General features: G+C 72.3%; 11 protein-coding genes. 3 read left to right on the top strand and 8 right to left on the bottom strand.

What is annotated here, in order from left to right:
- Window positions 1-43: 43 nt before the first annotated feature.
- The 6 genes from ccsB to hemL are packed head-to-tail and all read right to left on the bottom strand — an operon-like array spanning window position 44 to window position 6117.
- The gene (ccsB, locus tag OG989_RS08880) at window positions 44-1021 is read right to left on the bottom strand and encodes a c-type cytochrome biogenesis protein CcsB (protein ID WP_327030236.1); all 978 of its coding nucleotides are present in this window, start codon (window positions 1019-1021) and stop codon (window positions 44-46) included.
- Entirely contained in the window at window positions 1021-2685 is a 1665-nt protein-coding gene (gene resB / locus OG989_RS08875; protein WP_151455009.1) for a cytochrome c biogenesis protein ResB, read from the bottom strand. The genes ccsB and resB overlap by 1 nt, the downstream gene beginning before the upstream one ends.
- Window positions 2685-3551, bottom strand: coding sequence for a cytochrome c biogenesis CcdA family protein (locus tag OG989_RS08870; RefSeq protein ID WP_151455010.1), 867 nt, complete (start codon window positions 3549-3551; stop codon window positions 2685-2687). Before OG989_RS08870 ends, resB begins: the two co-directional genes overlap by 1 nt.
- Window positions 3551-4126, bottom strand: a complete 576-nt coding sequence (locus OG989_RS08865) for a TlpA family protein disulfide reductase (RefSeq protein WP_151455011.1) — start codon at window positions 4124-4126, stop codon at window positions 3551-3553. The genes OG989_RS08870 and OG989_RS08865 overlap by 1 nt, the downstream gene beginning before the upstream one ends.
- On the bottom strand, window positions 4126-4773 hold the full coding sequence (locus OG989_RS08860) for a histidine phosphatase family protein (RefSeq protein ID WP_151455012.1): 648 nt from the start codon (window positions 4771-4773) through the stop codon (window positions 4126-4128). Before OG989_RS08860 ends, OG989_RS08865 begins: the two co-directional genes overlap by 1 nt.
- Window positions 4774-4779: 6 nt before the next feature.
- Window positions 4780-6117 carry a glutamate-1-semialdehyde 2,1-aminomutase gene (hemL, locus tag OG989_RS08855; RefSeq protein ID WP_132232220.1) on the bottom strand — a complete coding sequence of 446 codons (1338 nt, stop codon included), beginning with the start codon at window positions 6115-6117 and terminating at the stop codon, window positions 4780-4782.
- A 224-nt stretch (window positions 6118-6341) separates the two neighbouring features.
- Here hemL and OG989_RS08850 point away from each other — a divergent pair, with 224 nt between their 5' ends.
- Window positions 6342-6677: an STAS domain-containing protein gene (locus OG989_RS08850; protein ID WP_121397135.1), complete on the top strand. Its 336-nt coding sequence runs from the start codon at window positions 6342-6344 to the stop codon at window positions 6675-6677.
- 125 nt (window positions 6678-6802) lie between these two features.
- Here the strand turns inward: OG989_RS08850 and OG989_RS08845 are convergent, their stop codons facing one another.
- Together OG989_RS08845 and OG989_RS08840 are read right to left on the bottom strand one after the other, a co-directional pair.
- Window positions 6803-7357 carry a response regulator gene (locus tag OG989_RS08845; protein ID WP_151455014.1) on the bottom strand — a complete coding sequence of 185 codons (555 nt, stop codon included), beginning with the start codon at window positions 7355-7357 and terminating at the stop codon, window positions 6803-6805.
- On the bottom strand, window positions 7354-11721 hold the full coding sequence (locus tag OG989_RS08840) for a HAMP domain-containing protein (protein ID WP_327030235.1): 4368 nt from the start codon (window positions 11719-11721) through the stop codon (window positions 7354-7356). The genes OG989_RS08845 and OG989_RS08840 overlap by 4 nt, the downstream gene beginning before the upstream one ends.
- Before the next feature lie 309 nt (window positions 11722-12030).
- Here OG989_RS08840 and OG989_RS08835 point away from each other — a divergent pair, with 309 nt between their 5' ends.
- Both OG989_RS08835 and OG989_RS08830 read left to right on the top strand, forming a co-directional pair.
- Window positions 12031-14106: a SpoIIE family protein phosphatase gene (locus tag OG989_RS08835; RefSeq protein WP_327030234.1), complete on the top strand. Its 2076-nt coding sequence runs from the start codon at window positions 12031-12033 to the stop codon at window positions 14104-14106.
- 161 nt (window positions 14107-14267) lie between these two features.
- On the top strand, window positions 14268-14699 hold the full coding sequence (locus tag OG989_RS08830) for a hypothetical protein (protein ID WP_327030233.1): 432 nt from the start codon (window positions 14268-14270) through the stop codon (window positions 14697-14699).
- Window positions 14700-14754 lie beyond the last annotated feature (55 nt).

The following is a 14754-nucleotide window of genomic DNA, read 5'->3' as shown; positions in this document are numbered from 1 at the left end:
CGACGGCCGCTCGCGACGCGTTATACGTCTTGCAGGGACTGGCTCAGTCCAGGCCGCCGTAGGAGTGCAGGCCCTCGAAGAAGATGTTCACGCCGAAGAGGTTCATCAGCATGGTGAGGAAGCCGACGACGGCGAGCCAGGTCGCGACGTTCCGCTTCATGCTCGGGGTGGCCCGGGCGTGCAGGTAGCCGGCGTAGATCACCCAGGAGATGAACGACCAGGTCTCCTTCGGGTCCCAGCCCCACGGCCGCCCCCAGGCCGCCTCGGCCCAGATCGCCCCGGCGATCACCGCGAAGGTGAAGACCGGGAACGCGAAGGCGTGCAGCACGAAGGTCAGCCGCTCCAGCGCCGCCGCCGCCGGCAGCCGCTTCGCCAGCGTGTACGGGAAGCTGCGGCGACCCTGCTCGTAGCCGGAGCGCATCAGGAACGCCACCGCCGGCACCGCGCCCAGCAGGAAGATGCCGGAGGCGAAGACGATCGTCGAGACGTGGATGACGAACCAGTACGAGTTGAGCGCCGGCACCAGCGGCACGATCGGGGTGTAGAGCACCAGCTCGGCGGTCGCCACCAGCAGCACCATCACCAGCGACATGAACAGCCCGAGGCGGCGCAGCTGCGGCCGCTTCCAGAGCACCACCAGCCAGGCGGCGACCCCGATCCAGGTGCCCGTGAGCACGAACTCGTACATGTTGCCCCAGGGCATCCGGTCCGCGGCGAGACCGCGCGTGACCAGCGCCCCGAGGTGCAGCAGCGCCCCGAGCGCGGTGGCCGCGACGGCGACCAGGCCGCCCAGCCGGGCGCGTCGGGCCGTACGCTCGGCCGCCGCCGCGCCGGTTTCGGCGGGCGCGTCGGGGGTGCTGCCCCCGGCCGCGCCGACGCCGGCGCCGACCAGCTCGCGGGCGGGTGCCGCGGCGACCCGGGCGCGGGAGTTGCCCAGCGCGTACTCGACGGCGTGGCTGATCATCGCGATCAGGTACGCCAGGATCGCGAACGACACCAGCTGGTCGGAGAGTGCGGACATCACTCGGCTCCTTCTCGCGCTCCGGCCCGGTCGCCGCCGTCGCGGTCGACACCGGCCTCCTCGTCCGACCGCCCGTCGCCGCCGACGGCGGCCACGAGCTGCGCGAACTCGTCGGCGAACCCGGGATGGTCGGTGCGCGGCAGGCCACCGGCCTCGACCAAACTACTACCGCTCGTCGGAGATCCACTCGTGGGGTCGGCGGCACCGGCCGGCAGCACCCGGAAGAAGACCCGGCGACGCCGCCCGAACAGCGAGCCCATCAGCCCGACCAGCAGGACGGCGGAGCTGACCAGCAGCAACGTCGAGCCGGGGTCGTACCGGACCGACAGCGTGATGTACGGCACGGTGCCCAAAAACTCGAGCGTGGTGCCGTCGTCCAGCTTCCAGGTCTCGCCCTTGCGGAGCAGCTTCGTGCCGACCTCCTTGACCTTGCCGGCATCCACCTGCCGCTGGTCAAGCTTGTAGACCGAGCCGGGGATGCCGGCGTCCATGCCCAGGTTGCCCCGGTAGGCGACGAGGTTCAGCGCGGGATTCCGCTCCGTCGGGTACTCGGAGCGGGCGAAGGGCGCGGCGGCCGGCGCCGTCGGCAGGTAGAGACCGGAGAAGGCCATCTGCGTGTTCGCATCCCGCTCCCCCGTGGCCGGATCCACGTTGATGTCCGGGAACGCCGCCAGCCCCTCGCTGGTCAACCCGACATCGCCGGTCGTCAGGAACGGGAAGTTGCTGGTCTGGGACTGGCCGAACTTGTCGGTGTAGCGGATCACCGGGGCATAGCCGTGGCCCAGCAGGTAGACGTTCGCGCCGTCGAGGCGCAGCGGGGAGTTGACCGAGAATTCGGCCGGCCCCCGCTCGCCGCCGACCTCGTCCACGGTCACCTTGGCCTCGTAGAAGTCCGGCTGACCGGACTCCAGGAACCGGGCGTCGAAGTCGTCGAGCTGGATGCAGAAGCCCGGCAGGTCGGCGCTGCTGACGCGGGGGCCGAGCTTGCTCTCGGCGTACTGCTGGCGGGTGTTGCAGAACGCGTTGTCCTTGCCGGCCACCAGCAGCTTGTTGCCGCTCCAGCCGTACCAGGAGCCGAGCGCGACGCCGACCAGCACGAGCACCAACGAGCTGTGGAAGAGCAGGTTGCCGGTCTCCTTGAGGTAGCCCTTCTCGGCGGAGACCTCGTCGCCGCGGACCACCACCCGCCAGCGCCGCCGGCGCAGCACCTCCGCGATCGCCGCCGCGCCCCCCTCGGGCGCGGACAGCACGGTGTGCTGCGGCAGCCGGTCCAGCCGCCTCGGCGCGGCCGGCGGCTTCGCCCGCAGCGCCCGCACGTGGTCGCGCAGCCGGGGCGTGATGCAGCCGATCAGCGAGGTGAAGAGCAGCAGGTAGATCGCGGAGAACCAGACCGAGCCGAACGCCTCGAAGGCGCCGATCCGGTCCAGCACCGGGGCCAGGTCGGGGTGCGCGGTGAAGTAGTCCCGCACGTCCTCCGGGTTGACCCCGCGCTGCGGCAGCACCGAGCCGGGAATGGCGGCCACCGCGAGCAGGAAGAGCAACACCAGGGCCGTACGCATGCTGGTGAGCTGCCGCCACGAGTTGCGCAGCAGGGCCAGCAGGCGGTTGGGTCGGCGCCGGGGAGCCTCGGCCGGCGGTGCCGGCCGCTCGTCGACGGCAGTCATCAGATGCTCACCTCGCCCGCCCCGACGGTGGTCTGCAACCAGATCACGAAGTTCGTCCAGCCGCCGGTGACCAGCGCGAGGCCGATCAGGATCAGCAGCGCCCCGCCCAACCGGGTGACCCACCGGCTGTTGCGCCGGACCGCGCGGAACACCCCGAGCAGCCGCTCGAAGCCCAGCCCGAAGACGACGAACGGCACCCCCAGCCCCAGGCAGTACGCCAGGGCGAGCACCACGGCCCGGTCGGTCTGCCCGCCGACGCCGGCCATGCCCAACACCGCGCCGATCGTCGGGCCGGCGCAGGGCACCCAGCTGAGCGCGAAGACCGCGCCGAACACCGGCGCGCCGAGCAGCCCGGCGGCGGGCAGCCGCTGGATCCGGAACTCCCGCTGCAACCCGGGGACCAGCCCGAGGTAGCTCAGCCCGAGCACGACGATCAGCGCGCCGATGACGATCTCCAGCGTCCGCTCGTACTCGAAGAAGACCCGGCCGACGCTGGCGAAGAGGATCGCGGTGGCGGTGAAGACGACGGTGAAGCCGGCGATGAAGAGCAGCGTGCCGGCGAGCACCCGGCCCTTGACCGCGGCCCTCGTCGGTTCGGCGCGCTCCCGCACCGCCACCCCGCCGCCGCCCTCGGTGTCAGGAAGGGACCCTTCCGCTACCGGATCCGTTGACGGGGGGTCCTTCCTGACCTGCGGGCGGCGGGTTTCGAGGTCGGCGCCGGCGAGGCCGGTGACGTACGACAGGTAGCCCGGCACCAGCGGGAGCACGCACGGGGAGAGGAAGCTGACCAGCCCCGCGAGCGCCGCCGCGCCGATGGCGAGCAGCAGCGGACCCGACTGGGCGAGTTCGGAGAACGTCTCGCCCATCAGCGGGAACCGTTGGGGGCGGGTTTCTCGGCCGCGATCCGCTCGACGATGGGCTGGAGGCCCTCCTGCTTCACCGCCGCGCGGATCACCACGGCGATCCGGCCGTCGCGGTCCAGCACGACGGTGGCCGGGATGGTGTTCGGCGGGATGTCCAGGGCGAGCGCCAGCCGGCTCGGCGGGTCGAAGAGGCTCGGGTAGGTGACCTTGAAGCTCTCCTCGAAGGCGAGCGCCTTGTCCCGCTGGTCCTGGATGTTGATGCCCAGGAAGGTCACCCCGGAGGCCTTCGTGGCCTGGTACGTGTTCTCCAGGTCGTCCGCCTCCGCCCGGCACGGCGCGCACCACGAGCCCCAGAAGTTGACCACCACGACCTGGCCCCGGTCCCTCGCCACGTCGTGGCTGCCGCCGGTGAGCAGCTCACCGGCGAGCTTCGGGGCGGCCGAGCGCTGGTCGGGGGCGCACTCGATGATGCCGCCGGAGTTGTCACACGCCTCCTCGCGGTCGCGCGACGAGCAGCCGGCCAGCGCCACCGTCACGACGGCGGCGAGCAGACCCGCGGTCAACCTCCGGGCGTTCATCAGGCCCCCTTGGCCGTCCTGGCTGTCGGCGACATCGCGATCAGGTGCGCGGCCGGCTCGGAGTAGCCGATGCCGACCACCTTGGCGCCGTCGAAGTGGAAGGAGGTGAGGCTGGCCAGCCCGCACTGGCGCTTGCGCGGGTCGTGCCAGAGCCGCTTGCGCTCGACGTGGCGGCGCAGCGTCCAGATCGGCAGCTGGTGGGAGACCAGCACGGCCTCGCGCCCCTCGGCCGCCACCCGGGCGGCGTGCAGGGCGGCGAACATCCGCTCCGCGATGGCCCGGTAGGCCTCGCCCCAGGACGGGGTGACCGGGTCCCGCAGCACCCACCAGTTACGCGGGTCGCGGAACGAGCCGTCGCCGGGCGAGACCTTCTTGCCCTCGAACCAGTTGGCGCTCTCGATGAGCCGCTCGTCCGCGCCGACCGGCAGCCCGAACTGCGCGGCGATCGGCTCGGCCGTTTGCTGGGCGCGCTCCAGCGGGCTGGCCACCACGTGCACGACCTCCCGCTCGGCCAGCCCCTGCGCGGCGGCCTTGGCCATCTGCACGCCGAGCTCGGAGAGCCGGAAGCCCGGCAGCCGGCCGTAGAGAATGCCGTCCGGGTTGTGTACCTCGCCGTGCCGCAGCACGTGGACCACCGTCTTGCTCAAAGTACGCTACCCCCCGTGACCGGCCGCTGCCGCAGCGTTGGCCGCCACCGGCAGGGCGGCGGCGATCTGCTCCAGAGCGGCGTCGTCCAGCGCCGCAGACACGAACCACGCCTCGAACGCGCTCGGCGGCAGGTAGACGCCGCCCGCGAGCATCGCGTGGAAGAACGCCTTGAACGCCGGCACCTGCTGGGTGCGGGCGCTGTCGTAGTCGACCACGTCGGCGTCGGTGAAGAAGACCGAGAACATGTTTCCCGCGTACGACAGCCGGTGCGGGACCCCGGCGGCGGCGAGCGCGTCCGCGGCGAGCCTGCCCACGACGGCGGCCGTGTCGTCGAGCTTGCGGTAGAGCGCGTCGTCGGCCAGCCGCAGGGTGGCCAGACCGGCGGCGCAGGCCAGCGGGTTACCGGAGAGGGTGCCGGCCTGGTAGACCGGGCCGGCGGGGGCCAGTCGCTCCATGATCTCCGCGCGCCCGCCGAACGCCGCGGCGGGCAGCCCACCACCCATGACCTTGCCGTACGTCCACAGGTCGGCGTCGGAGGGGTCGAGGCCGTGCCAGCCGGCGCGGGAGACCCGGAAACCGGTCATCACCTCGTCGACGATGAGCAGCGCCCCGTGCGCGTGCGCGATCCGGGCGAGCTGGGAGTTGAAGCCGTCGCGTGGGGCGACCACGCCCATGTTGCCGGCGGCGGCCTCGGTGATGATCGCGGCGATGTGCTGGCCCTCGGCGGCGAACGCCTGCTCCACGGCGGCGACGTCGTTGTACGGCAGCACGATCGTGTCACCGGCCGCCGCGCCCGTCACGCCCGGCGAGTCGGGCAGGCCGAGGGTGGCCACGCCCGAGCCGGCGGCGGCCAGCAGGCCGTCGGAGTGCCCGTGGTAGCAGCCGGAGAACTTGATGATCCGGGGGCGGCCGGTGAAGCCGCGTGCCAGCCGGATCGCCGACATGGTGGCCTCGGTGCCGGAGTTGACCAGCCGGACCTGCTCGACCGGCGTGCGATCGACGATCTCGGCGGCCAGCTCGACCTCGCCCGGGGTGGGGGTGCCGAAGCTGGTGCCCCGGGTCGCGGCCGACCGGATCGCGTCCACGACCTCCGGGTGCGCGTGGCCGAGGATCAGCGGGCCCCAGGAGGAGACCAGGTCGACGTAGCGCCGGTCGTCGGCGTCGTAGAGCCAGGGCCCCTCCCCCCGGACCATGAAGCGCGGCGTGCCACCGACGGCACGGAACGCGCGCACGGGAGAGTTCACCCCGCCGGGCACGATGGCCTTGGCGCGGTCGAACAGGGCCTCGGAGGCCGGTGCTTCGGCCGGGTAGCGGCCGGATCCGGCGGGAAACATATCGGTCACGATGCCGCCATTGTGTCAGCGTCGGGCGGCGAATCGGCAGGCACCCCGTACCGGGGTTACCAGGCTCACCCGGGTCGGCCCTCACCGCCGTCCCGGCGGCGTCACGTCCGCGGCGCGGGACGTCCCCGTTCCCGACCTCCTCGGGAGCGTGGTCGCCGCGCCCGGTCGGCTCGGTCGCCACCGCTCGACGGGCCGGGTGGCCCGGATCGCGCTAGGCTGACCCGGTGGATCGTGCCGAACTGTCCATCACGCTACACCGGACGGGCGACGAAGCTGTGCTTCGCCTGGCCGGTGAGATCGACATGCTCACGGCCGCCCAGCTGTCGACCGTCGTCAACGAGGTCCTCGCCGACCCGCCGCCGCGCATCGTGCTCGACCTCGGCGGGGTCACCTTCTGCGACTCACAGGGCCTGGGCACCCTCGTCGTACTCAGCCGCAAGGCCAGCCACGCGCAGAGCCTGCTGATCCTGACCAACGTCGGCGATTTCCTGCTCCGCGTCCTGGACATCACCGGCCTGCGCAGCGCCCTGATGATCCGCAACGACCAGACCACGGGCTGACTCCCCGCCCACCCGCGGCACAGGCGCGGCGCGATCTTGGCGAGTTACGGCCCCTTCCGGGGCCGCCAGCTACCAAGATCTCGCCTGCGCACGTCAGCCCGCCCGGCGTGGTTCCGATACCTGGGTCAGGGGGTGTTGCCCCAGCGGGCCTGCTCCAGGAGCTGCACCGCGCGGTCGCGGGAATCCTGATCGTCGAGGCGCAGCATCGCGGTGGCCTCGTCGACCGCGTCGGTCAGCACCCGCAGCTGCGCGTCCCGGTCCCGCACCAGATCCGACTGGGCGGCGAGCTGCCGGGTCTTCACCCACAGCTCGACGAAGACCGACACCTTGGCCCGCAGCACCCACGGGTCGAACGGCTTGGTCAGGTAGTCGACCGCGCCGACCGCGTAACCGCGCAGCGCGAGCTGGGCGTCCCGGTCGGCGGCGGTGAGGAAGATGATCGGCACGTGCCGCGTACGCTCGCGGCGCTTGATGTGGCTGGCCGTCTCGAAGCCGTCCATGTCCGGCATCTGGGCGTCCAGCAGGATCACCGCGAAGTCGTCGACCAGCAGCTGCTTCAGGGCCGCCTCGCCGCTCTCCACGGCGACGGACTGGACCGGCAGGCCCTGGAGAATCGCCTCCAGTGCCATCAGGTTCTCCCGGCGGTCGTCCACCAGCAGCGCCTTTGCCATCTGGGTCACGAACTCTCCTCGGTTCGGCTGCCGCTGATCCAGGACGACATGAGTTCGATCAACTCGTCCAGGTCGACGGGCTTGGTGATGTAGTCACTTCCCCCGGCCGCCAGCGCCGACTCGCGGTCGCCGGGCATGGCCTTGGCGGTCAGGAAGACGATCGGCAGGTCGGCGAACCGGTGGTTGCGCCTGATCTGTCGGGTCGTCTCGTACCCGTCCTGATCGGGCATCATCGCATCCATCAGGACGATGTCCACCTCCGGATGCTCGGCCAGCAGGCGGACGCCGTCCGCCCCGTTGTCCGAGTACAACACGGTCAGGCCGTGCAGTTCCAACGCGCTGGTCAGCGCGAAGACGTTCCGGACGTCGTCGTCGACGATCAGCACGGTGGTGCCCTCCAGCCGCCGGGTGGCCGGCGTGGAGGCCGGCTCGGGCAGCTCCGGCGGGGGCATGAGCAGCGAGGACGGCAGCCCGGCCCGCGCCGGTGACGGCGGCAGCGGCGCGACCACCGCGTCCGGGGCGAGCACGTCCGGTACGAAGAGGGTGAACGTCGAGCCCTGGCCGGGCGCCGACGCCACCACGATGCTGCCGCCCAGCAGCCGGGCCAGGTCCCGGCTGATCGACAGCCCCAGCCCCGTGCCGCCGTAGCGACGGCTGGTGGTGCCGTCGGCCTGCTGGAACGCCTCGAAGATCAGCGACAGCTTGTCGTCGGAGATGCCGATGCCGGTGTCGACCACGGTGAACGCGATGACCTGCTGCGCGTTGGTCAGGGCCGGCACGTCGAAGATCGTGTTGTCGGGCGCCGGCGCGATCCGCAGCGTCACCGCCCCGTTGTCGGTGAACTTGACCGCGTTGGAGAGCAGGTTGCGCAGGATCTGCTGGAGTCGCTGGGCGTCGGTGACCAGCGCCTCCGGCAGGTCCTTGCTGATCCGCACCTGGAAGTCCAGGCCCTTCTCCTCGGCCTGCGGCGCGAACGCCTGCTCCACGTACCCGCGGATCTCGTCGAACCGGACGGCGGTGGGCTCGACGTCCATCCGCCCCGCCTCGATCTTGGACAGGTCCAGGATGTCGTCGATCAGCGACAGCAGGTCGGAGCCGGCGCCGTGGATGGTCCGGGCGAACTCGATCTGCTTCGGCGTGAGGTTCTGCTCCGAGTTCTCGGCCAGCAGCCGGGCCAGCAGCAGCAGCGAGTTCAGCGGCGTACGCAGCTCGTGGCTCATGTTGGCCAGGAACTCCGACTTGTATGCCGACGCCCGCGTGAGCTGCTGGGCCTTCTCCTCCAGGCCGAGCCGGGCCAGCTCGATCTCCCGGTTCTTCGTCTCGATGTTGCCCTTCTGCTCCGAGAGCAGCTGCGCCTTGTCCTCCAGCTCGGCGTTGGTGCGCTGGAGTTCCGCCGACTGCTCCTGCATCTCGTGGGCGAGCCGCTGCGACTGCGCGAGCAGTTCCTCCGTACGCCGGTTGGCCTGGATGGTGTTGACGGCGACGCCGGTGGTGAGCACGAGCCGCTCCAGGAACGACAGGTGCAGCTCGGAGAAGGCCGCCACGCTGGCGAACTCGATGACCCCGAGCAGCTCGCCCTCGAAGAGCACGGGCAGTACGACCAGGTCGGCCGGCGGGGTATCGGCGAGCCCGGAGCGGAGCATCAGCTTGCCGTCCGGCGCCCCACCCATCCGGATGGTGCGGCGGGACAGGGCGGCCTGCCCGACCAGCCCCTCGCCGGGGCCGAAGGTGACCTCGTGCCCCCGGGCGACGTAGCCGTAGGAGGCGGTCAACCGCAGCCGCATCACGCCCTCGGACGTGTCCGCCAGGAAGAACGCGCCGAGCTGCGCGTCGACCAGCGGGGTCACCTCCATCATGATCATGCGGCAGACCTCGCCGAGGTCGCGCTGCCCCTGGAGGAGGCCGCCGATCCGGGCCAGGTTCGAGTCGAGCCAGCCCTGCTCGGCGTTCTTCTTGGTCGTCTCCCGGAGGGTGACGATCATCTGGTTGATGTTGTCCTTCAACTCGGCGACCTCGCCCTGCGCCTTGACCGCGATCCGCTGGGTCAGGTCGCCCCGGGTCACCGAGGTGGAGACCTGCGCGATGGCGCGCAGCTGGGTGGTGAGGGTCAAAGCGAGCTGGTTGACGTTCTCGGTGAGGTCGCGCCACGTGCCGGAGACGCCCTTGACCTGGGCCTGACCGCCGAGCTTGCCCTCGCTGCCCACCTCGCGCGCGACCCGGGTGACCTCGTCGGCGAACGACGACAGCTGGTCCACCATCGTGTTGACCGTCGACTTCAGCTCCAGGATCTCGCCCTGGGCGTCGACCGTGATCTTCTGCGACAGGTCGCCCTTCGCCACGGCCGTGGTGACCGAGGCGATGTTGCGCACCTGCGACGTCAGGTTCGACGCCATCGAGTTCACGTTGTCGGTCAGGTCCCGCCACGTACCCGAGACGCCCTTGACCTGGGCCTGGCCGCCGAGCTTGCCCTCCGTGCCCACCTCGCGCGCGACGCGCGTCACCTCGTCGGCGAACGACGACAGCTGGTCCACCATCGTGTTGACCGTCGACTTCAGCTCCAGGATCTCGCCCCGGGCGTCCACGGTGATCTTCTGCGACAGGTCGCCCTTCGCCACGGCGGTGGAGACCTGGGCGATGTTCCGCACCTGGGCGGTGAGGTTGGAGGCCATCGAGTTCACGTTGTCGGTCAGGTCCCGCCAGGTGCCGGCGACGCCCCGCACCTGGGCCTGGCCGCCCAGCTTGCCCTCCGTGCCCACCTCGCGGGCCACCCGCGTCACCTCGTCGGCGAACGACGACAGCTGGTCCACCATCGTGTTCACCGTCGACTTCAGCTCCAGGATCTCGCCCCGGGCGTCCACGGTGATCTTCTGCGACAGGTCGCCCTTCGCCACGGCCGTGGTGACCGAGGCGATGTTGCGCACCTGCGACGTCAGGTTCGACGCCATCGAGTTCACGTTGTCGGTCAGGTCCCGCCACGTACCCGAGACGCCCTTCACCTGGGCCTGACCGCCCAGCTTGCCCTCCGTGCCCACCTCGCGCGCGACGCGCGTGACCTCGTCGGCGAACGACGACAGCTGGTCCACCATCGTGTTGACGGTGTTCTTCAGCTCCAGGATCTCGCCCTGCGCGTCGACCGTGATCTTCTGCGACAGGTCACCCTTCGCCACGGCGGTGGAGACCTGGGAGATGTTGCGGACCTGGCTGGTCAGGTTGCCGGCGAGCTGGTTGACGTTCTCGGTGAGGTCGCGCCAGGTGCCGGAGACGCCGCGCACCTGGGCCTGGCCGCCCAGCTTGCCCTCGATGCCCACCTCGCGCGCGACGCGCGTGACCTCGTCGGCGAACGACGACAGCTGGTCCACCATCGTGTTGACGGTGTCCTTCAGCTCCAGGATCTCGCCCTGCGCCGCCACGGTGATCTTCTGCGACAGGTCGCCCCGGGCCACCGCCGTGGAGACCTGGGCGATGTTGCGGACCTGGGCGGTCAGGTTCGACGCCATCGAGTTGACGCTGTCGGTCAGGTCCTTCCACGTGCCGGCCACGTTCGGCACGTCGGCCTGCCCGCCGAGCTTGCCCTCGGTGCCCACCTCGCGGGCCACCCGGGTCACCTGCTCGGCGAAGAGCCGCAGGGTGTCGGTGAGGTAGTTCATCGTGTCGGCCAGCTCGGCGACCTCGCCGCGCGCGCTGACCGTGATCTTCTGCGACAGGTCGCCCTTGGCCACCGCCGTCGCCACCTGGGAGATCGACCGCACCTGGCCGGTCAGGTTCGACGCCATGGTGTTCACCGAGTCGGTGAGGTCCTTCCAGGTGCCGGCTACGCCGCGCACGTCGGCCTGGCCGCCGAGCTTGCCCTCGGTGCCCACCTCACGGGCGACCCGGGTGACCTCGTTCGAGAAGGACGAGAGCTGGTCGACCATCGTGTTGACCGTGCGGCCGATGCGCAGGTACTCACCGCGCAGCGGCCGGCCGTCGATCTCCAGGGCCATGTGCTGGGAGAGGTCGCCGTCGGCGACCGCGACGATGACCCGGGCGATCTCGGTGGTCGGCCGGCCCAGGTCGTCGATCAGCGAGTTGACCGCCCGCTGCCCCTCCGCCCAGGAGCCGTCCAGCCCCTCGTCGTCCAGGCGCTCGGTGAGCCGGCCGTCCCGGCCGACGATCCGGCTGATCCGCCGCAGGTCGAGGTACTGCTGCTCCTGGAGCGACACGACCTCGTTGAAGGCGTCCGCGACCTCACCGGCGCGGCCGGCCCGGCGGGGCAGCCGCACCTTCAGGTCGCCCCCGCGCACCCGCCGCAGCGCCTCGGTCAGCTCGCCGAGGAGCGCCTCGTGGTCGGGCGCGGACTGGTCCACGGTCGCCGACTGTTTCGTGGTCATCATTCCTCGCTCAGCTCGGGGCCACCGGCTCCTGCCGACACCGGCCATGCCCCCATTGTGCCCGTGGCCTCGTCCGCGCCACGTCCACGCGCCCGACCCGCCCCACCCCCACCGCCCCCACCCCCACCGCCCCCGCCCCGCCGGGCCCCGCCCGAGGGGCCGATCATGCAGTTGTGGGGCCTGACGAATCGGGTCGAACGTCATCGATCGCCCACCACAAGTGCATGATCGACGAGGCGGGAGGCGGGGGCGGGGGGCGCGCGTACGGGGATCGGCTTGGCACCCGCACGGGTGGCGGTGGAGGATACGGGGGTGTCAGCGGAGGCGGGGCCCGCGGCGACCGGGGGCCGAGACGAGCACGTCCGGCGCGTCCGGCTCCCCGCAGACCGGCGTACGCCGGCCGCGGCTCGGGCCCTCGTGCGGTCCGTCCTCACCGAGGCCCACCTGGACCAACTGGCCAACGAGGCCATGCTGCTCACCACCGAACTCTCCACCAACGCGGTGGAGCACGCCCGCACCGAACTGGACGTCGAGGTGGTCGCCGACCCGGTCGGGATCACCGTCACCGTGTCCGATTTCGCCGCCGGCCCGGTGGAGGAGCTGACCGTCGGGGTCCGCAACGACGCCACCGACATCGACGAGGTCTCCGAGCGCGGCCGGGGGCTGCTGCTGGTCGACCACTTCGCCAGCCGCTGGGGCACCACCTACCTGCCCACCGGCAAGGGGGTGTGGTTCCGGCTGGACCTGCCCGGCCCGGCCACGGGCACCCGGCACGCGCGGGTACCCGCCGCGGCGACCGCCGGAGGCGGCGCACCGGCGACCCCGGAGAGCTCCGCGCCGAGCGCCGGGGCCATGAGCGAGCTGATGCAGACCACCCCCGACCCGTACGCCGAGGATCCGCTGCCCGACTTCGCGACCAGCCTGCTCACCCGGGTGGCGGAGATGGTCGGCGCGGCGGGCGGGGTCGTGCGGCTGGACCGGGGGGACGGGCAGGGCACCCAGGTGCTGGCCCGGTACGGCCGCCAGCCCCGGCCCGGCAACGAGCTGCTCCGGGTGGCGCTGGCCGTGCACCGGCCGTACACCGGTGAACTGGTGCTGGACGCGGCACCGTCGGCGTACGCGCGACCGCTGGCCGTGCTGATGGCCGAGCGGCTCTCGCTGCACCTGGAGAACGACCGGCTGCGCCGGGCGGACGTCCGCCGGCAGGCCTGGCTGACCTTCCTCGCCGAGGCTAGCGAGCTGCTCGCGCAGTCGCTGGACGTCGAGTTGACCATGGCGCTCGTCCCCCAGCTCGTGGTGCCCCGGCTCGGGCAGTGGTGCGCGGTCCACACGACCGACGAGTGGGGCCGGCTCCGCCTCGCGGCGGCCAGCCACGCCGACGAGTCGGTGCTGCCCCAGCTGCACCAGGTGCTCGCGGAGACCGGCCCGGACTCGGTCCAGGCCCGGCTGCGCGAGGCGTCCCGCAACGGCACCCAGGTGCCACTCGGCGCGCCGATGGAGGGCTTCGCCGTCCCGTTGATCGCGCGGGGTCAGCGGCTGGGCACCCTGGCCGTCGGCCGGCACCAGCGACACCGGCACGACCCGGACGAGGTCGCCGTGCTGGAGGACGTCGCCCGGCGGTCGGCGCTGGCGATCGAGAACGCCCGGATCCACGCCGAGCGCCGGCGCGTCGCGCACACCCTCCAGCAGTCGCTGCTGCCGCCGGTGCTTCCCGTGGTCGAGAGCATCGGCTTCGCCGCCGAGTACGTCCCGACCGGCGGTGACGTCGACGTCGGCGGCGACTTCTACGACGTGGTGCCCCTGCCGGACGGCCGCTGGCTGGTGGTGATCGGCGACGTCTCGGGCAAGGGGGTGCAGGCGGCGACGGTCACCGGCCTGGTCCGCGACGTCATCCGGGTGCTGGTGGGCGACGGCAAGCCGCTGCCGGAGGCGCTGGCCCGGGTCAACGAGACGCTGCTCGAGCGGGGCGGCGGGCGCTACTGCACGTTGGCCCTGGCGGCGGTCGGCCCCGGCGACGGCGACCGGCTCGACGTCTCCCTGCACCTCGCCGGCCACGACCGGCCGGTGCTGCTGCCCGCCGGCGGCGGGGCGCGTTTCGTCGGCATCGGCGGCACCGCGCTCGGCCTGCTCGACTCGATCGCCTCCCCGACGGCCGAGGTGCCGCTCGCCCCGGGGGACTCGCTGGTCTTCTACACCGACGGTGTCACCGAGCGGCGGCGCGGCCGGGAGCTGTTCGGCACCGAGCGGCTGCGTGACGCCGCCGCCCCGCTGGCCGGCTACCCGGCCGACGTGATCGCGGCCCGGCTCCGCTCGACGGCGATCGGCTTCTCGGCCGAGGCGCCCCGCGACGACATCGCCATTCTGGTGCTCCGCAACGACGCGACCTGAGCAGCGGTCGCCGGGCCGGCACGGGTCGCGGCACGTACGGCGTCAACGGGCCGGCACGCCGCCATCGGGCCGGGCGATCGCGGCGGTGGGCACCGGTACGGACGGCCGGTCGAGCAGGCGGACCGGCCGACGCCGCCGGAGGAGTTCGCTAGGTTGACCGCATGTCGAGCACCGTCCATGCATCTGCCGAGCGGCCGCCGCTGCTGCGCAGCGTCCTCGCCGCCCAGTCGGCGCTCACCGCCGCCTTCGTCGTCGTCCTCGCGCTCTGGGTCGGCCGGATGGCCGCCGCCGGGGTCGGCCCCGAGGAGATGCGCAGCGGGGCGTACGACCCGAAGGACCTGGTGCCGTTCGGCCTGAGCGGAGCGAACCCCCTCACCTGGCTGTACGGCGCGGTGTCGCTGCTCTACCTCGCCGGCCTGGTTGCCGGGCCGCTGCTGGCGGTCCACGCCGTGGTCCTGCTGGCCCGGGACCGGTCGGCCATGTCCCGCCGCACGTGGCGGGTGCTGCTCGCCCTGACCGTCGGCGCGGTGGTCGTGGCCGCGAGCCGTTTCACGCCGGTCGGCGCCGACCTGCACCGATGGTGGTTGGACTGAGCCGCGCGCGACCCCGGCCGCGCCGCCGTCCCGCCCCGCTCGCGCCGGGAGCTGG

Origin of the sequence: Micromonospora sp. NBC_01740 (assembly GCF_035920365.1) — a bacterium.
In the GTDB taxonomy this organism is placed as follows: domain Bacteria; phylum Actinomycetota; class Actinomycetes; order Mycobacteriales; family Micromonosporaceae; genus Micromonospora; species Micromonospora reichwaldensis.
Note: the sequence above shows the minus strand (reverse complement) of the source record. Positions and strands in the feature narration are given on the sequence as shown.